General features: G+C 59.7%; 12 protein-coding genes and 11 pseudogenes. 9 read left to right on the forward strand and 14 right to left on the reverse strand.

Annotated features, from left to right (window positions below; translation table 11 throughout):
- Window positions 1-112: 112 nt before the first annotated feature.
- From AC3CCE_RS01920 to AC3CCE_RS01945, 6 genes and pseudogenes are all read right to left on the reverse strand, one after another.
- Window positions 113-643 (reverse strand): hypothetical protein, encoded by a 531-nt coding sequence (locus AC3CCE_RS01920; RefSeq protein WP_352627399.1) that lies wholly within the window; start codon window positions 641-643, stop codon window positions 113-115.
- Between the two features lie 264 nt (window positions 644-907).
- Window positions 908-1,642 (reverse strand): IS21-like element helper ATPase IstB, encoded by a 735-nt coding sequence (gene istB / locus AC3CCE_RS01925; protein WP_352627397.1) that lies wholly within the window; start codon window positions 1,640-1,642, stop codon window positions 908-910.
- Between the two features lie 203 nt (window positions 1,643-1,845).
- Window positions 1,846-2,898 (reverse strand): IS21 family transposase, encoded by a 1,053-nt coding sequence (gene istA / locus AC3CCE_RS01930; RefSeq protein ID WP_352627395.1) that lies wholly within the window; start codon window positions 2,896-2,898, stop codon window positions 1,846-1,848.
- A 1-nt stretch (window position 2,899) separates the two neighbouring features.
- Window positions 2,900-3,067 (reverse strand): annotated as a pseudogene (locus AC3CCE_RS01935) (IS21 family transposase); the annotation flags it as partial.
- 352 nt (window positions 3,068-3,419) lie between these two features.
- Window positions 3,420-3,599 (reverse strand): annotated as a pseudogene (locus tag AC3CCE_RS01940) (IS5/IS1182 family transposase); the annotation flags it as partial.
- Window positions 3,600-3,702: 103 nt separating this feature from the next.
- Window positions 3,703-4,623, reverse strand: a pseudogene (locus AC3CCE_RS01945) (IS481 family transposase).
- 138 nt (window positions 4,624-4,761) lie between these two features.
- Here AC3CCE_RS01945 and AC3CCE_RS01950 point away from each other — a divergent pair.
- Window positions 4,762-5,313, forward strand: a pseudogene (locus AC3CCE_RS01950) (IS110 family RNA-guided transposase); the annotation flags it as partial.
- Between the two features lie 559 nt (window positions 5,314-5,872).
- On the opposite strand, the gene AC3CCE_RS01955 reads toward AC3CCE_RS01950, so the two are convergent.
- The 3 genes and pseudogenes from AC3CCE_RS01955 to AC3CCE_RS01965 form a co-directional block, all read right to left on the reverse strand.
- Window positions 5,873-6,115, reverse strand: a complete 243-nt coding sequence (locus AC3CCE_RS01955; RefSeq protein ID WP_352627391.1) for a hypothetical protein — start codon at window positions 6,113-6,115, stop codon at window positions 5,873-5,875.
- Window positions 6,116-6,217: 102 nt separating this feature from the next.
- Window positions 6,218-7,414 (reverse strand): IS256 family transposase, encoded by a 1,197-nt coding sequence (locus AC3CCE_RS01960; protein ID WP_488376802.1) that lies wholly within the window; start codon window positions 7,412-7,414, stop codon window positions 6,218-6,220.
- Between the two features lie 406 nt (window positions 7,415-7,820).
- Window positions 7,821-8,014, reverse strand: a pseudogene (locus AC3CCE_RS01965) (IS110 family transposase); the annotation flags it as partial.
- 48 nt (window positions 8,015-8,062) lie between these two features.
- On the opposite strand from AC3CCE_RS01965, the pseudogene AC3CCE_RS01970 reads away from it, so the two are divergent.
- The 6 genes and pseudogenes from AC3CCE_RS01970 to AC3CCE_RS01995 all read left to right on the forward strand — a co-directional run.
- Window positions 8,063-8,482 (forward strand): annotated as a pseudogene (locus tag AC3CCE_RS01970) (transposase); the annotation flags it as partial.
- 383 nt (window positions 8,483-8,865) lie between these two features.
- The gene (locus AC3CCE_RS01975; RefSeq protein WP_352627489.1) at window positions 8,866-9,321 is read left to right on the forward strand and encodes an Lrp/AsnC family transcriptional regulator; all 456 of its coding nucleotides are present in this window, start codon (window positions 8,866-8,868) and stop codon (window positions 9,319-9,321) included.
- Between the two features lie 283 nt (window positions 9,322-9,604).
- Window positions 9,605-10,564 carry an aminotransferase class IV gene (locus tag AC3CCE_RS01980; RefSeq protein ID WP_488376801.1) on the forward strand — a complete coding sequence of 320 codons (960 nt, stop codon included), beginning with the start codon at window positions 9,605-9,607 and terminating at the stop codon, window positions 10,562-10,564.
- Between the two features lie 65 nt (window positions 10,565-10,629).
- Window positions 10,630-11,814: a glycine C-acetyltransferase gene (locus AC3CCE_RS01985; protein WP_488376800.1), complete on the forward strand. Its 1,185-nt coding sequence runs from the start codon at window positions 10,630-10,632 to the stop codon at window positions 11,812-11,814.
- Between the two features lie 121 nt (window positions 11,815-11,935).
- Window positions 11,936-12,176: pseudogene (locus tag AC3CCE_RS01990) on the forward strand (IS481 family transposase); the annotation flags it as partial.
- Window positions 12,177-12,339: 163 nt separating this feature from the next.
- The gene (locus AC3CCE_RS01995) at window positions 12,340-12,771 is read left to right on the forward strand and encodes a hypothetical protein (RefSeq protein WP_488377095.1); all 432 of its coding nucleotides are present in this window, start codon (window positions 12,340-12,342) and stop codon (window positions 12,769-12,771) included.
- 132 nt (window positions 12,772-12,903) lie between these two features.
- Here AC3CCE_RS01995 and AC3CCE_RS02000 read toward each other — a convergent pair.
- Window positions 12,904-13,062, reverse strand: a pseudogene (locus tag AC3CCE_RS02000) (DUF6429 family protein); the annotation flags it as partial.
- Window positions 13,063-13,658: 596 nt separating this feature from the next.
- On the opposite strand from AC3CCE_RS02000, the gene AC3CCE_RS02005 reads away from it, so the two are divergent.
- Window positions 13,659-14,747, forward strand: a complete 1,089-nt coding sequence (locus tag AC3CCE_RS02005; protein WP_352627377.1) for a D-alanine--D-alanine ligase family protein — start codon at window positions 13,659-13,661, stop codon at window positions 14,745-14,747.
- 304 nt (window positions 14,748-15,051) lie between these two features.
- Here AC3CCE_RS02005 and AC3CCE_RS02010 read toward each other — a convergent pair whose 3' ends face one another.
- Window positions 15,052-15,318, reverse strand: a complete 267-nt coding sequence (locus AC3CCE_RS02010; protein ID WP_352627375.1) for a hypothetical protein — start codon at window positions 15,316-15,318, stop codon at window positions 15,052-15,054.
- 20 nt (window positions 15,319-15,338) lie between these two features.
- Window positions 15,339-15,845 (reverse strand): annotated as a pseudogene (locus AC3CCE_RS02015) (transposase); the annotation flags it as partial.
- A 78-nt stretch (window positions 15,846-15,923) separates the two neighbouring features.
- On the opposite strand from AC3CCE_RS02015, the pseudogene AC3CCE_RS02020 reads away from it, so the two are divergent.
- Window positions 15,924-16,834, forward strand: a pseudogene (locus AC3CCE_RS02020) (IS630 family transposase).
- A 20-nt stretch (window positions 16,835-16,854) separates the two neighbouring features.
- Here AC3CCE_RS02020 and AC3CCE_RS02025 read toward each other — a convergent pair.
- Both AC3CCE_RS02025 and AC3CCE_RS02030 read right to left on the reverse strand, forming a co-directional pair.
- Window positions 16,855-17,447: pseudogene (locus tag AC3CCE_RS02025) on the reverse strand (transposase); the annotation flags it as partial.
- 117 nt (window positions 17,448-17,564) lie between these two features.
- Complete coding sequence (locus tag AC3CCE_RS02030; protein ID WP_352448103.1) at window positions 17,565-17,846, reverse strand: hypothetical protein; 282 nt, start codon at window positions 17,844-17,846, stop codon at window positions 17,565-17,567.
- Window positions 17,847-17,933: the final 87 nt, after the last annotated feature.

Consider the following 17,933-nt stretch of genomic DNA (forward strand, 5'->3'; position numbering starts at 1 on the left):
GAGTTGCCGTACAATGAGACAGAGTGCCACCAAGGCCGGGCATCCCAATTGGCCGCCTTTCGCTGCCGCCTTGGATGCTGAATCCCCTTTCCTTGATGTCGCGTACCGGCGTTTAGGCGGTGAAATGCAAAGGTGAGTATTCGGGCGGCAACAGAGCGCGCTCCCGGCGTCCGCCGGTAGTGTCCATAAGACGTCGAGGTTTTGTTATTTGTTCTGGATCAACTGCGACCGCTCGAGCTTGGCCGGTCCCGGATACCTGAGGTTCCAAACGAAGCGGTGGAGCCCTGCCTTTCGTGCCTGGCTTTGTATGGAACGGTGCGTCCTTGTCGTCGCTCGAGAACGCAACGATGGGCTTGTCTGCGGCGTCCCGGAAGGTGAGCATGATCGGGCCCTCCGCATCATCGGGCAGCCAGTAGTAGATGATCGCCCCATTCGGCGGATTCTCGCCGCAGTCGAGATAGCGGCGACCGGTCCGTCCGCCCTCCAGCTCCACGATCTTCGTGCGGCGCCGATGCCCCAACCGAGGCCGTAGTTGATCCCTCTTCGCGTAGCCCGCCTCTACGCAGTGGTTGAGCTTGGCCCGAACCGTCGGGCGTGGGCTCACCAGCTTCACATCCTCCTGACCTATCGCCAATTCGCGCAATGGCGTCACGTCGTCGAGAATTCAGAAAGATCGGCCATGGGTGCCGGCGAGGAGGTCGTTTCCCTTGATCTTGAGATCGTAGACCGGGACCACGGGCAAGCCACCGGCCATGCGTGTCAATGATCACGGAATCGGGACCCCATATTTTCGCGCAAAAGGGACCCCGGTTTTGGGGCGGTGAAGGGCACGCCGGTAAGCGCCCGATCAGGCGGAGCTGGTCGGGGTTGCACAGCCTGATCGGGCGCGGCTGATTGGCTTTCGGCTTTAGCTTTGAGATCGGCTCTTGAAGCGCCAGGATTCGTTGCCGGTCTCGGCGATCTCGCAGTGATGGGTGAGGCGGTCGAGCAGCGCGGTTGTCATCTTGGCGTCGCCGAAGACGCTCGACCATTCCCCGAAGGCGAGATTGGTGGTGATGATGACACTGGTGCGTTCGTAAAGCTTCGAGACCAGATGGAAGAGCAATTGCCCGCCGGCCAGAGCGAAGGGCAGATAGCCGAGCTCATCGAGTACGACGAAGTCGAGCCGGGTCAGGTGATCGGCAATGCGGCCCTGGCGGCCGGAGCGGGTTTCGGTCTCGAGCCTGTTGACGAGGTCGACGACATTGAAGAAGCGCCCGCGTGCGCCGTTGCGGATGAGAGAACGGGCAATGGCGATCGCCAGATGCGACTTGCCGGTGCCTGTCCCGCCGACCAGGACGACATTGCGCTGATCGGCGACGAAAGCGCCGGCGGCGAGGTCGCGGATCAGGCTCTCGTTGACCGGCGTGCCGGCAAAATCGAAGTCCTCGATATCCTTGGCCAGCGGAAGCTTGGCGACGGTGAGCTGGTACTTGATGGAGCGGGCCAGCTTCTCCGATATCTCGGCCCGCAACAGATCGCCGACGATCTTCGGCGGTTCGTGCTGCCGCTTGATGGCGACGCCCATGATCTCGTCATAGGCCGCGCGCATCCCGAAGAGTTTCAGCGCCCCCATCAGTTCCAGTACTTCGGTGCGTTCCATGGCTGTTCGTCCTCCTGAGGCTGTCATAGCGGGCGCAGTCGGCGATAGGCTCGTGAGCCAGCTTCAGCGCCTGGGGAATGGAAAGGATCGTGCCCGGCGCCGGATCGCGGCTGCGGGCCAGGATGTTGAGGATCACCGCGACGACGAGACGCCGTGCTCGATGGCTTCCTGGCAGGCGGCCTCGACCGCGCTCAATCCGTCGGTCAGCACGCAGGTGAGGATCGCCACCATCTGCCGTCCCCGTCATCAACCGCCTTGAGCTTGCGGCGCACCTTCTCCATGGCCGACGGCAGCACCCAGCCAAGGAACGGCGCGCCGTTGCGCAATCCGCCCGGCTTGCGGGCCAGCACCGGCACGTAATGCCAGGGATCGTAGATGACCTCGTTGCGGCCGAAGCAGCGGGCATGCTCGCCCACGACCACGCCGTCCTGGCGGATAATGATCCGGTCGGCATAAGCATGGATCTCGACCGGCCGGCCGACGGCACTCGACAGCACCGAATATTTGTTGTTGTCGAAGCGCACCGTGCAGGTCTTCGACACCGCGGGAATGCAATGGAAGCCGTCGAAGCGACCGGCATAGGGAATGAAGCTGGCGCGCTCTTCTTCGAACACCTCCCAGACCGTGCGCTCGCCCTGTTCAGGATGCCGATGCGCCTTGGCATAGGCAACGCATTTGTCGGCCAGCCAGCCGTTGAGATCCTCCAGCGTCTTGAAGCGCAGCCTCGGTGTGAAGAAGCGCTCGCGCACCAGCCCGACCTGGTTCTCGACTTGCCCCTTCTCCCAGCCGGCCGCCGGTGTGCAGGCCTCCGGCTCGACAAGATAGTGCCCGCACATCTGCGCAAAGCGGCGGTTGTAGCGGCGATCCCTGCCGATGAAGATCGTGTCCACGGCCGTCTTCATGTTGTCGTAGATGCCGCGCGTGCAGGCGCCGCGGAAGAAGCTGAACGCCCGGTCATGGGCGTCGAACACCATCTCCTGCCTTTTTCGCGCGGATAGGCCCGCACGAAGAACATACGGCTGTGGCAAAGCCGCATGTGCGCCACCTTCACCGTGACCGTCACGGCCGTCGAGCAGAACGATCTCGTGGCTCCAGTCGAACTGGTAGGCCTCGCCCGGCGCAAAGCTCAACGGAATGTAGGCTTCGGCCGCGGCGCTGCCCCGATCCGCCTCCCAGCTCTGAGCATGCCGCCACACCGAACTGTAGCTACCGTCATAGCCGAGCCGCGAAGCTCCTCGAAGATGCGGATCAGCCATCCGGATAAGGCTGATGCTCGCGCTCGTATCGGAACTCTGTCTCCTCGGAACGCAAAACCTTGCGCACCACCTTCCGGGAGATCTTCAGCTCCCGGAAGATCGCCTTGATCGACTTCCCCTGCACCAGCGACAGCCGGCGTATCTTTGCAATCGTCTCCACAACCAACATCAAAACACAAGTGCCTCCGATCAAACCGGAGGCATCTTGATGACCCCTTCGTTAAGGGGTCCCGTTGGACGAAAATCACCCCTCAAACAGGGTCCTCATTCCATGAAAAATCACAGCCATGCGTGACCAGTGCGCGCCGTTATCGAGTGAAGAAGACGCCGGTCTCCCTGCCGGCGAAGAGAAGGCCTGGCCGCATCGGTCTAGCATCGATGCCAATTACCGATTTCTGCCGCCCCCCATAGCGTCCGGCCCGGCAGCGGGCTTCGGCTCCTGGCAGGCGTCTAATTGAACTCGTAGTGATAATACCCGGGTTAACCCGCCCAATGGACGTGATGAGCGCGCCCTCAGGGGGGGCCTGCAGCAGCATCGCTGGCACCAGCTTCCCGGCCGGGATCGAAGGCCGCCCCACCGGGGAATTCAGGTCACCAAGTCTGGCCTCCAGCGTTACCAGCGCCTCGTTCACGTTCGCCCTGGTGCGCCGCAACGGAGGATCGCGCGGCAGCCGCGCCTTGAGACCGACATAACTGAACATCTTGCCACACCGTTCCTCCCGCCGCGCATGCCTCGTTATCCGAATCTCTCCGGAGAGAAAGTGAATCACGCTCACAGCCTCGCTGCGAGCTGCTTTTCAACGCCTACTCGATGTTTAGTCCCGGCATCGCTGGAGCGGGTTGAGCGAAAATCGTTCCGGCTGGGAAAGCCACGCCTTGCAGATGAGCTCATAGGGTGTGAGGCCTTTGAGGGTCTTGAGCCGGCGGCCGAAATCGTAGGTGGTGATGAAGTCGGCGAGATGCCGACGGAGCTGGTCGTGGCTCTCGTAGTAGAAGCGCTTGACCGTCGCATCCTTGATTGTTCGGTTTCATCCTCTCGACCTGGCCATTGGTCCACGGACGCCTTGCCTTGGTCGTGCGGTGCTCGATGTCGTTCGTGACGCAGGCGTATTCGAAGGCATGTGTCCGGAAGAGTTCGCCGTTTGCGATGGCTTCCCTGATCAGCGGCACGGCCGAGCCGCTAGCGCCGGGCGTCGTGAACTGGACGCCGTCGTCGGTGAGTACGGTGTGGATTTTGTAAGGAACCGCCTCCATCAGACGTAGCAGGAACTCCCTCGAGACGGCGGTCGTCGCCTTCTCATGCAGTTCGACGAAAGCGAACTTCCAGGTTCGGTCGATCGCCACGAACATGTGCAGCTTACCCTGTTCGGTGCGAACCTCTGCGATGCCGATATGGAGGTAGCCGATCGGGTAGCTCTTGAATTTCCCCTTCGCCGGTTTGTCGCCCTCGACATCCGGGAGCCGGCCGATGCCATGGCGTTGCAGGCAGCGATGCAATGAAGACCGCGTCAGGTGCGGGATGGTCGCCTGAAGCGCATAGAGGCAGTCGTCGAGCGGCAGCAGCGTGTAGCGGCGGAAAGCCACAATGACCGCCTCCTCCTCAATCGAGAGCACCGTCGATCTCGGTTCCTTCGGACCAGTCGGTAGATCGACGACCGAAGCTCGCCTCTTCCACTTTGCGACCGTCTTCTGGTTGATCCCGTAGCGCTTGGCCAGCTTCCTCAGGCTCTCTTGATGGGGTGGACGGCGCCCGCAACGGCATCATCCTCGTCAGTGGCGTGCCAAGATGGCTGCTGTCGAGCACTCATCTGAAGGAGCACCGTCCATGGAAAAGACTAACACCGATCTCAAACTTTAGCCACGATCGGCCTCGATCTGGCCAAGCACGTCTTCCAGATCCACGCAGTCGACGCTGCCGGCCGGGTCGTCACGAACCGAGCGCTTAGGTGCAAAGATGTGCTGGCATTCTTCGAACGTCTGCCGTCATGCCTGATCGGAATGGAAGCATGCGGCTCGGCCCATCATTGGGCTCGCGAACTGGCAAAGTTCGGCCATGACGTGCGGCTGATGCCGCCAGCGTATGTGAAGGCCTATATGCGTCGTCAGAAGAACGACGCCGCTGATGCAGCTGCCATCTGCGAGGCGATGACGCGGCCCTCCATGCGCTTTGTACCGGTTCGATCGGTCGAGAACCAGGCTGCGCTCATGCACCATAAGGTGCGCGAACCTTTGGTGGCACAGCGTACGAAACTGCTCAATGCGCTGCGCAGCCATCTGGCCGAGATCGGGATCATCGCTGCACAGGGACCGAACAATGCCCGTGCTCTGGCGGTTCTCATCATGGAAGGCAACGACATGATCCCGGCGATCGTACGCTCGGCGCTGTTGCCTGCTGTGCGCCGGTTGAATGAACTCCCGAAACACCCGACAACCCCGCAGCGTATAAGCCCTTTGCCGGTCAGATATCTGGGATGCGGAACGACTGTCATAGGATGGCTGCGTCGCGGAGCGCCGAAGCGAGCTGGCCAGCCACCTGGCTGATGTGTTGCCGGCGAGTCTTGAAGAGCCCAGGGATGCTCTGCAGTTCGGAGGAGGACCCGGAAAAAGATCCACCTCTAGTTAGATCTCTGTAGCAAAAGCGCTGTTTCGGGACATGCAGCTCAAATGCGAGGACATACGGGAGCGCTAGGCGCGCGCTGAGATGCATCGCAAATATAAATATGGGTCCACTTGAAGGAGTGGAGTATAGGGACAAATTCTGACGGGTTTCTGGGGGCCCGACAGGGGTTGCGGACCAGAGCGCGACCTGATTGTATCGGGATTGAACGACGCCGCGCCGCACATCATGGCCTGATCAGCAAGATCGGACGCAGCCGCGCCCGCGCGATGCTGGTGGAAGCGCTTGGGCAACCGCCGAGGCATCGGGCCCGTTACAGCGTGCGTTCTTCGTCCCTATTCGGGCCAAGCACCGCCATTAGCGTACGCCTTCTGCTAGCGGTTGGGCAATGTCGCTCCCGAAGGGTTGCGCGATTTTCCCCGCGGTCGTCTCCAGTTGGGTCTCGGCGAAATCGTGCAGGGTAGGGGCCAACGCGAGGACTGTTCCTGCCAGTTCGACTTCGTCGGCAATCGCATGTCTGGACGCCCCGACGAGTGCAAGAAGAATCTTTGGTGCAAGCTGCTGCGCGTGTTCGGTGCTGCCGAGTGTTCGGGCTCTCATCGCGGCCTTCTCATGGCCGCGCGCCCGTATGGGAGTTCGAGGATCAGGTTCACATCAGGTTGTGTGCGTCAAGTTCTGCAAAATGGGCAGCCATGATGCTGGTCATGCGGCTTGGCGCAGAGCGAGCTTCTTGTGCTCGCGCAGGTCGTCCATGTTGATGTATCGGTTGGCCTCCATCCAGTTTTCATTGGTCTCGACGGCCAAGGCCCTGACCAGGCGCAGGCAGCTTTCGGTATTGGGGAAGATGCGCACGACATAGGTGCGCCGGCGGATTTCCTCGTTGAGCCGCTCCAGCATGTTGGTGGATTTGAGATGCTTGTGGTGCTGTCTCGGCAGCCTGAAGAAGGTCAGGGTTTGTTCGATGGCATCCTCGGCCCAGCCTGTCATGCGCGGATAGCGTGCCGACCATTTGGCAAGCCATGCGGCAAGATCAGCCCTGGCCTCTGCGAGATCGCGCCGGTCGTAGAGCCAGCGCAATTCCTGCAGGCAGTCGTCGCCGTGCTTCCTCGGCAGATGATCGAGCGCGTTCCTGAGGAAGTGCACGTAGCAGCGTTGCCAGGCGGCTTCGGGGATCACCTCGCCGATCGCTGCCACCAGGCCGGCGTGATCGTCGGACACAACCAACTCGACGCCCTTGAGGCCGCGCGCCTTGAGGCCGACGAGGAAGTCCCTCCAGGCCGAGCGGCTCTCGCGATTGGCCATCTCCACGGCCAGGATCTGGCGCCTTCCGTCCCAGTCGATACCGACCGCGATCAGCACCGCCTGGCTCATGACAACACCGGCTTCACGCACCTTCTCGTAGCGCGCATCGAGGATGAGGTAAGGAAACGGCTCTTGAAGGGGGCGCCTGGCAAAGGCAGCGAGGCTCTCGTCCAGCCGCTTGTTGATGGCCGAGATCGACGAGGCCGAGAAGGCATGGCCGCACAGTTCTTCCGTGATCGCCTTCACCTTGCGGGTCGACACGCCCTGCACATACATCTCCGCCAGTGTCGCCACCAAGGCCCGCTCGGAACGCTGGTAGCGCTCGAACAGCTCGGTGGAGAAGCGCCCGGCCCGGTCCTGCGGAACCCGCAGCTCGAGCTTGCCGACCCGCGTCACAAGGGTGCGGCCGTAATAGCCCGAGCGATAGCCAAGCCGTTCGGGCGTGCGCTCGCTCTTCGAGGCACCCAGCGCCTCGTCCATCTCGGCCTCAAGCACCTCCTGCATCACCGCACGGAGCACTTCGTGCAATCCATCCGGGTTCGAAAGCAAAATGTCTTTGACGGCAGCGCTGGCGGTCTTAACTTCAGTCTTGGTCATGGTGGCGTTCCTTCGCGGGAATCAGGTGACGTGAACAATCACCAGCCTGCCATGACCGCCCCCTCTCAGCGAATTTGCAGAACTCTCAGCACACTACCTCACATCACTGGAACGCGCGCTCAAAGCGCTCCCCATGCGCCTGGTTCTCCTGATCCCGCCTCTCCGACTTTGCGCCATACCTGTCCTTCGACCTTCTCACGCCCTCCCGACAGCCTCGACCGCTTCCCGCACTCAGGCGGCGACGGTCGAAGCTCGGTAGACCCCCCTTCGTCATCAGAGCCCATGCGATGCGCGCGGTCTTGTTGGCCAGCGCCACAAACACTAGCATCCATGGCTTGCGCGCCAGCATTCTATGAAGCCACGAGCCGGATTGCACGCCTTTGCGTTTGGCCCAGCGAAACACGGCGATCTCGCGACCCCAGTAGTGCGCGACGGGGCAGGCCTCCATAGCCACAAGGCATGGCGGCTGCGCGGCGAAACAGGCCGGCACCTGCTCGCGCCGCACCTTCCTACGGAACACGACGTGCCGGCGGCATCTGCGCCATGGGCCTGGAAGATGTTCTTGGCCAAATCCAGGCCAATGGTGGTAACTTGTGACATGGACGCCATCCTCCGGTGGTTCTCAACGTTAACACCATGGCACATTGATGCCGTCAGGAGCGTCCACCCCATCACTGGAAGACCACGACCTTCACCGGCGCGCTCAGGCTGACCGGAATGACCGGGCCCTTCGTCTACGACGGCGCCATCAACGGGGTCGTGTTCCCCGCCTATGTCAAGCAGGTGCTAGCGCCAACCCTGGCGCCAGGCGACGTCGTCGCCATGGACAATTTGCCGGCGCACAAGTCCGGGGGCATGCGCGAGGCGATCGAAGCCGCCGGTGCAAGGCTGATGTTCCTCCCGCCCTACAGTCCCGACTTCAACCCCATCGAAAACGCGTTCGCAAAGCTCAAGGCGCTCCTGCCGGCGAGGGCCGAGCGGACAATCGCGGCCCTATGGGACACCGTCGGCGCGCTCGCCGACCTTTTTAGGCTAACAGAATGCGCAAAGGCTATGAACCGGATTTAGCCGGACGTGCTGAAGCTTGTCCGCAACGAACCGGGCAGTCAAATGCACAGCAAAGTCGAGATCGGGATGCAGATGAAGATGCCGACGCCAGGCTGTAACGTCGGCTAGATGATAAACCTTCTCGACTGAGTGCAGGCTGAGTCCATTCATCGATGTCTGGTAGCCGTCGTAGGGCCATGCGGCTGACTTCATGGGCAGAATTTGCCGAGAGCGTTTGGAAGAGTTCGGGCAAAACCCGCATTTGTGTGAAATGAAACAGTCTCGTTTCCGTGGCGATTGCGATAATAGCGCCTGTTGAATGGGTTAGCGTTTCATCGAGCGGATATTCTTGCAATGAACGTTCCAGATTGCTAATACGACGATGGTTTCGCATAGGTGCAGGTATGATAGATGATCTCGACCGGCGGATACTTGGCGCCCTTCAAAAGAACAACAGGCTGTCATTCTCCGAACTCGCGGATCTCGTTGGTTCGTCCGCCGCTTCATGCATGCGCCGTGTCAATAAGTTACGTACCGAGGGCGTTGTCACCGCTGATATCTCCCTGGTCGACCCGAAGGCGCTCGGGAAGTCGCTGGCCGTGGTCGTAGCGGTGGAGCTCGATCGCGAGCGTTTAGATCTTGTCGATGACTTCAAGCGAGCGATGAGGGCGGCAAAAGAAGTCACTCAATGCTATATGATCACGGGCGATGCCGACTTCGTTCTTATTGTAGCAGTGGAGGACGTCGAGGCCTTTGACGTCTTTGTAAAGACCAAACTCTACACAAATCCGAACGTACGTAAGTTCAAGAGCATGATTGTGTTGGACCGAGTGAAGTTTGAGCCCCGGGTGCTTGTGTAGCCGTTTTTTTGGCTGAACGTTTCCGCCACTCCCCTCGCGTTTTTGAAGCGCGCATTGCGGCCGGAGCGCCACTTTGATCGCAATCAGCGCACCGAACTCTGCCATTTAGTTGGATCGCCGGGTGACCGGCTGACCGCCACCAAATGGCCTGTACCCTCGTTCAGGCGGCAATACATCGCGCTAATGACATCTTTCACGCGCGGCGTGCTGGCAGTCTGAGGTGCGCCACATTCGAACTGCCGGGACGTGGAGCGCCTGGATTGCGAGATTTGGAGACTCAGAGATGACACTTGCTGCAACCGAACATGCAACGGCTCTCCCAGCAATAGAGCAACGGCACCGGGATCCACGGCATTATCCTCATGGCGTAGCCTTCATGGATGGTCAGTACCTGCCGATGTCCGAAGCCAAGGTGTCTGTCCTGGACTGGGGCTTTCTGCATTCCGATGCCACTTACGATACCGTTCATGTGTGGGAGGGGAGGTTCTTCAGGCTGGACTTGCACCTAGACCGGTTCTTCCGAGGGATGCAAAAGCTCCGCATGAAGCTTTCCTTCAACCGCACCGAGATCGAAATGATTCTGTCCAATTGCGTGGCGCTATCCGGGCACAGGTCGGCCTACGTCGAAATGATCTGCACGCGAGGTGGCTCGCCCACCTTTAGCCGTGACCCACGCGAGGCGGAGAATAGGTTCATGGCATTTGCGGTGCCTTTCGGCTCGGTCGCCAACAAGGAGCAGCTTGAGCGCGGCCTGCGTGTCGCCATCAGCAACACCGTCCGGATCCCGCCCAAGTCGATCGATCCGACGATCAAGAACTATCACTGGCTCGATCTGGTGAAGGGCCTGTTCGATGCGTATGACTACGGTGCCGAAACTGCATTGATCGTCGACATCAACGACAACATTGCCGAAGGGCCTGGATTCAACGTTTTCACCGTTAAAAACGGTCGCTTGAAGACACCGGCTTATGGCGTCCTTCCCGGCATTACCCGACAGACCGTATTTGATCTATGCGAGGAATTGGGCCTCTCCGTCATCGCCGGCGACATTGATCGTGACGAGCTGAAGGGTGCCGATGAGGTTTTTATCACGTCCACAGCGGGCGGGATCATGCCAGTGTCCAAAATTGACGACACTATTGTAGGTGACGGCAAGGTTGGTGCTCTGACCCGCCAGCTGACGAACTTCTATTGGGACAAGCATGCCGATCCGGCATGGTCGACGGTGGTAAAGTACGCATAGTACCGCAATATATGGTCGAGAGGTGCTCCCAAGCGTGTGGAGTCTGTGCTGCCGTGAGTTTGCCAATGACCGACGCCTTCATTTCTCATCTCTCGAACCAACTCGCCGGCCTGAAATCCGCCGGGCTCTACAAATCCGAGCGGGTGATCACCTCGACGCAGTCGGCTGAGATCGAGGTCGGCGGCGACAAGGTGCTGAACTTCTGCGCCAACAACTATCTCGGCCTCGCCGACAGCGCCGAACTGCGTAACGCAGCCAAAGGCGCGCTGGACCGCTACGGTTACGGCATGGCTTCGGTGCGTTTCATCTGCGGCACGCAGGAAGAGCACAAGCAGCTTGAATCAACGATTTCATCTTTCCTCGGCATGGATGATACCATCCTTTACGGCTCCTGCTTCGACGCCAATGGCGGCCTGTTCGAAACACTGCTCGGCGAGGAGGATGCGATCATTTCCGATGCGCTGAACCATGCCTCGATTATCGACGGTGTGCGGCTGTCGAAGGCCAAGCGTTTCCGCTACGCCAACAACGACATGGCCGATCTCGAAGCCCGGCTGAAGGAGGCGAAAGACTGCCGCTTCCGGCTGATCGCCACCGACGGCGTGTTCTCCATGGACGGCATCATCGCCAATCTGAAAGGCGTCTGCGACCTCGCCGACAAATACGACGCCATGGTGATGGTCGACGACAGCCATGCCGTCGGCTTCGTCGGCAAAAACGGCCGCGGCTCGGCCGAGCATTGCGGCGTCGAGGGCAGGGTGGACGTCATCACCGGCACGCTCGGCAAGGCGCTGGGCGGCGCGTCGGGCGGCTACACCTCGGGCAAAAGCCAGGTGGTCGACTGGCTGCGCCAGCGCTCGCGGCCCTATCTCTTCTCCAACACGCTGATGCCGGCGATCGCCGGCGCCTCGATCAAGGTGTTCGAGCTGATCCGAAATGGCGATGCGCTACGCGAGCGCCTCTATGCCAATGCGGCGCGCTTCCGGTCCGAGATGGGCAAGCTCGGCTTCACGTTGGCCGGCGCCGATCACCCGATCATCCCGGTGATGCTGGGCGATGCCAGCCTGGCGCAGGAAATGGCGGCGCGCATGCTGAAGCGCGGCATCTATGTCATCGGCTTTTCCTTCCCGGTGGTGCCGAAAGGCCAGGCGCGCATCCGCACGCAGATGTCGGCGGCGCATTCCACCGCCGACATTGACCGGGCGGTTGAAGCTTTTGCGGAGGTAGCAAGGGAACTTTCGATCATATGACCTGCGGACTCTAACTACCGCACCGCCAAACGGGCCTTCTGACGAAAGCCTAGAACCCACATCAGCGTATCTGCGCCAGATGTTTGATCTCGGGCTTTGATGGTTCATCATCGTCGTCCAAATCAAAGCATGCGCTAAAGGCCAGCTTCTGCATGGGAGCGCCACGACGACAGAGGCGGTCCGTCGAGCAATACAAGATAGTCAAGCGAGCATGAGAACGCTTTCGAAGCGCTACGGCATCAACCCTAAGACGGCCGCGAAATGGAAGAAGCGGAGTTCGACCCGCCGATCTGCCCACCGGCGCCAGGGAGCCGAGTTCGACCGTTCTGTCTGTCGAGGAAGAGGCCGCTTTTGGTAAGCATCCGGTAGGCCGGCGGAGACCGGCGGAGGCCCTACCGGATGCTTACGGTTTGCAGCCGATGGGAGGCTTTCAATTGCCGCACGGCGCCATTCAAGGGTTCGGCGCGCCGGTATACCGTTCGGGACTCAGCAGCCCGTTGGTCGATCGCGCCGGAAACATTGCTCATGAAACCGCTAGCAAGGGCAGGCGGATCAATCGGACGGGCAAATAACAAAGCTCTAAGAGATCACTTCTTCAAGATCGCAGGCTATAGACTGAGTCACAACTGCGTCCTTTTGATATTCAGATATGCCGGCGAGAAGGTCATTATTCTCGATTCGACGGACTGGCACGAAGCAGACAATGCCTCTCAGCTAGCGGCGGCGCTACAGAAGATTGGGGTCAACGCTGAGCTCGCGCCGGTATATTGGGGTGCACTCTCCGCGTCCCGGGCAAACAAAGAGCTTGCACGCAAGAGGCAAGGGATCTGGTGGGACTTCGTCGGCGATGTGAGGTTGGGAAAATACATTCGCCGATCGCTCGCGGAAGACCCTCACGGGCCTCATCGGCGTGCCCGCATGGCGGGCCGGATAGAATATGATTCCGTCGCGCCATGACCGATGCGGCCGATCAGCTTCCCGACGACCTTGCCAGCGCGCACGCGATGATCCTGGCCGAGCGTGCCGCCCCAGTGAGGCGCTAGCACTCGCAGCCCGTGCGCAGGCCGTGAACTCGCACTTGGATGCGCTGATCGCGCGGCTCCGGCTGTTTGCAGGATTCGCGATCAGCCCCTTCTGGTACAAGCGATCAAGCGCATCCAATCCAGACCCTTCCAAGCGCGCGTCATGCAGGGTTAGCCAAAGCAAGCCCAGAGCAGCATCATCGATCTTGTCGGTGTCGATCTCCATGAACGCAGTTTAGCACGGAAACGGTGTCTGCCGCGGCCCAGACCGGGCCAGACCAGATGGACACACGTACCATTCCGCGGTGGGCCATGTCGATGGGAAGAATTCCGGCACCGGACAACCAGGCGATGCCGATCGCACCCATCCTCTGCCAATGGGCGAGAGGTAACTCTCGCGTGCTTGCGGTCGCTGACCCGTCTGTCCGAAATGCGACAATGTCAGCTCCGAGCCAGGAGTGTGTCGGAAGCAATCGTGCCATTTCCCAATGTTCTCGTTGGCACAACAAATGCAGTGCTCTTAGCAGAGCGTCTGCACCAGCGAGTGATGAGGATCATGCCGCGTGACGCAAGCGGCGTAGTCTATGGGCTGCCGGATAGTAGGAGAGAACATCATGGCAAGAATGCAGGTTGTTGCGGACATTTTGCCCGGGTAGCAAATGTTCGTCGGGTGTTTGGAAGGGAGATGACGCCGACCCTTTCAAGGCACTTATTCTTAAGCAGAACACTAACCCAACGTGGGAGCATGATCGAGCTCATCTGCCTGCGTTGACGTAATCGCTCGTGCAGGAGCGATCCCACCAGCAGCAAGGAGACGCTAAAATGGGCCTACAAGTTTCCTTCATATTTGGCGGCATCTCGACCGAGTACGATTCGTCGGTCTCATCCTTAAGAAATATCATTTCTTCATACTTAGAACTTCCAGTTAACAGAAGACCGTTTGGCGTAAAAAATATTTATCACCTTAATAGGGAAAACGGCCTTATCAGGACGATACCGTTAACTGGTGTTTCTGAGGCGCAAAATATCGACGCATATATAGAAAGTAACGTGGCCGCGCTCGGCGGTCCACTCCTAAGCACTATTGGTTCGGTTGACCCGTGCAAAGAGTATCTGGTGAATTTGCTGCATGGTCAGTTCGGCGAAGACGGAGGGATTCAGTGGCTTGCGGCGCTTTTAGGATTGAAGGGTACATTCGGCGACCCACACGTTGCATCGCTGACGATGAATAAGCATGCAATGTCCCTATTTGTCTCCTCTCAGCTTCCCCCTGACATCGTGAGAATTCCAAAGACAAGGTTAATAAAGCCCAAAACTGTAGAACACGAAATTCCGATTGCGAACTCAATGCAAGGTCCTGTCGTGGTGAAGCCGAATTCACTCGGCTCATCAATACTTACAGAGGTTTTTGATGATCCGGTCGCGCGTCAGGACGACATGTTGGAGATTATTAGCGAAATACTTAGATACGACAGAGCTGCGTTGCTGCAGGAGTACATTCCTGGTTACGAGTATTCTTGTGGATGTATAGTGAATGCGTCCGGCATAATGCTACTGCCAGTCGTCGAAATTCAGACACAAAGGCGCTTCTTTGGCAGCAAAGAAAAAAATTGCAGCGACCTTTATGGTCTGAGGGTTGTGGACGACAGTGACCCGATCTCAGTTAAGGTAAAGGATATTACCAATAAGATCGCGGGTGCTGTTGACCTATATAATATAGCGCGATTTGACTTTAGAGTTAACGATGAGTCCGAGGTGTACTTTCTCGAGTGTAATTATCTTCCGGGTTTGGGAACGGGAGGAATTTTCCCGACTATGCTACAAAGTGCCGGGATGACGGTGATAGATATGATCGCTTATATATTGAATAGCCCGAATTTATTCGGTGCAAAAGATCATATTCGGGTTTAAAGCGGGGCCCTCGTTCTATGAAAATACAGATAAGGCCTCGAACATGCCTCGGATCCGCCAGCGAGCTGGAAAATCCGATCACCTATTTTTAGGAACCGCTCGGTATCCCACCGGCCTGCCGCTTCTGGCTCGCGGCGGCCGGCGCCACATCTCTACCGAAGCCACATTACGCATCGAACACATTTGGTGCGGGAAATCCGCCCGCCCGGATCTGTGAGGGCGAAGCCGAATGGCTGAGCTATTCGACCACGACCCGTCACGTCAGGAGGCCAGGCGGCTCATGCATGCTAGAATGGCTGAGCACTCAACCGTCACTCGGCCTCGATCTCGATCGAGCCGTCGTCGAGCAGTTCGGGGTGGCAGTCGCCCGTGACTTCGTCCATCTGGTCACATCCGGCCCATGTGAAGTGAACATCGAAGGGCTGTAGCTGAGATTTAGGCCGGCCTGCAGGGCGCCAAAGGCGATCTTGCCATTGTTGTCGCCGCCGATGGTGATCATGGTGAGGCCGCCGAGGTTAAGATAGCTGCGATCCCACAGATCGGCTTCGACGATGCACCCGCGGCTGATCAACTGGCAGCCTGCGGGCGCAGTTATGTCGGCACCACCGTGAGCTTTGGCAGTCGCACCAGATTGTAGGCAGCGGCTGCGAAGGTGAAGGCCCATCCGACACGGACGCAGCAGCGGAACCTGGTCTTGTGCTGGCCCGCCACGACCTTGATCCAACCGAATGCCTCTTCGATGCGCTTCCTGATGCGCTGGCTGACAACATAGCCCCTATGCCGGGTGGTGCGCCCGCCGATGGCGGAACTGCGGCCGCTCATGTTCTGCGCCACGTGCGGCGTCACCCTCATCGAGCGCAGCTCATTGACGAAGTCTTCCGCGTCGTTGCCTCGCGCCGACCGGCCACAGGCGATCACGCTCGGCGCCGACAACACGATCATGTGCGGTGCGGCTACCCCGTTCGGCATGCCCGTCATCCAGTCTCAGGCAGGCGTCGACCAGACAGCCATGGCGGTTCTCCATCAAGCCATGACCCATGAAGCAAACTTGGTTTAACTTGCCTTCGCCCTTCCGACAAACCGGGCATCCGGGTCGCTAGAGCACGTCCGGGGATCGATGAATCGATTGTGATGTGACGCGAATCGGTTTGACTGATCGAACGCCCACTTTGGACGATGGCGAGAGCACTTGGTGAGGATCTGCGGTCACGTGTCGTGAAGGCGGGTGAAGGAGCATCGGCCCGCCAGGCGGCGGCTCGGTTGGGTGTAGGGATATCGAGCGCGATCCGCTGGATAGGCAGAGGCCGGAGGGCGAGACGACGCCGCGACCGGAGGGACGACGGCGCGGCTCGCGTCTCGACGCCGATGCCGACTTCATCGTCGGGATGATCTAAGAGCGCAAGGACATCACGCTGAACGAGGTGGAGCAGCTCTTGGCCGAGCGGTCCATGCTCATCGGCCTCTGCGGGGACACGGCTGGACGTTTAAAAAAGTCCGCACACGCACTGGAGCAAATCGTCCCGACATCCTGAAGCGCCGGCGTGCCTGGTTCGACGGCCAGCTCGACCTCGATCCGGCAAAGCTCGTCTTCATCGATGAGGCCGGGCTGTCGACCAGATGGCTAGCCTGCGCGGAAGAGCGCCGCGCGGCGAACGCTGCCGGGCAGGCGTGCCACACGCCACTGGAAGACCACGACCCTCACCGGCTTGCTCGGGCTCACCGGAATGATCGCGCCCTTCGTCTACGACGGCGCCATCAACGGGGTCGTGTTCCTCGCCTATGTCAAGCGGGTGCTGGCGCCAACCCTGGCGCCAGGCGACGTCGTCGTCATGGACAATTTGCCGGTGCACAAGTCCGGGGGCGTGCGCGAGGCGATCGAAGCCGCCGGTGCAAGGCTGATGTTCCTCCCGCCCTACAGTCCCGACTTCAACCCCATCGAAAACGCTTCGCATAGCTCAAGGCGCTCCTGCGGGCGAGGGCCGAGCGGACAATCCCGGTCCTATGGGACATCGTCGGCGCGCTCGTCGACCTTTACGCCCACAGGATGCGCAAACTACTTCAAGGCCGCAGGCTATGAACCGGATTAAACCGGACGTGCTCTAGTTTAGGCATGTGTGTCGTTCGAGCGCTGTTGGCCATGGAAGTCCGCTTCCGCGTTTCGCCCGCCGCCTTCAGCCGGCGGCTCGCCCGAGCCGTCCTTCGGTTTAACGCTCTTCATCGACGCCCCGCCTCGATCAGTGTGCCATCGACCGAGAAGTTGTCCGTAGACAGAAGCTTTTTTACCTTGGGCTGTCCCCAGCACCGCGACTAAGACCTTAGCCACGATGTCACCTTCCAGCAACCGGTCGCGGTTCTTTGAGAACACCGAAGCGTCATCGACGCCGATACCGACAAACCAGCGGAACAAAACGTCGTATTCCAGCCGCTCCATCAAAAGCCGCTCCGGTCGGATCGATTAGAACGCCTGCAGCAGCATTGCTCGCAGCAGCTTTTCCGGCGGGATCGAAGGCCGCCCGCTCGGCGAATACAGCGCCGCCAACTCCCGTCCAGCGCCGACAGCGCGTCGTTCGATCGCACTAATGGCTCTCGCAACGGATGATCTCGTCGCACCCGCGCCTCAAGGTCCACGTAGCTGAACAGCTCGCCAGTTCGATCGTCGTCGCCTTGGCACCCTTCACCTCCGAATCCCTTCGGAGCCAATGAATCACGCTCATCGCTCGGCGGCGGGTGGCTTTTTCAACAGACTGCTATGTCAGGATGAGCCTGTCGGTTTGCGTAGCGGCGGGTTGCATTCGCTTACTATGATCATTCCCGCTGCTACGACACTACTGTCGGCTTGCCCCGCCCGGCCGCCCGGACAGCTCCGACCGTCAGCGACGCAGCCGCATCAGCAACACCACGAGCGGCAAGAGACATCGCCGGCGCGCCGGAATCCTCTTTGCGCTCGTGGTGCCTTTCGCACTCAATTCTGTCCATCATTGTCATAACCTGACGAAACTGTGTCGCAGCAAATACACGTAGGTCGGACAGTAAATCCAAAAACATTGAACTGAAACATGCTTTTTTTTGGCATAGCACTTGCAAGTTGACCTGCGACATCTATCGCACCAGCGGAGGTCCTGCATCGGCTCGTTTAGTGCTAATTCGGCGTACATGCCCCCACTGAGCTTGTCGAGTGATCATCGA

Source organism: Mesorhizobium sp. P160187 (genome assembly GCF_057766425.1).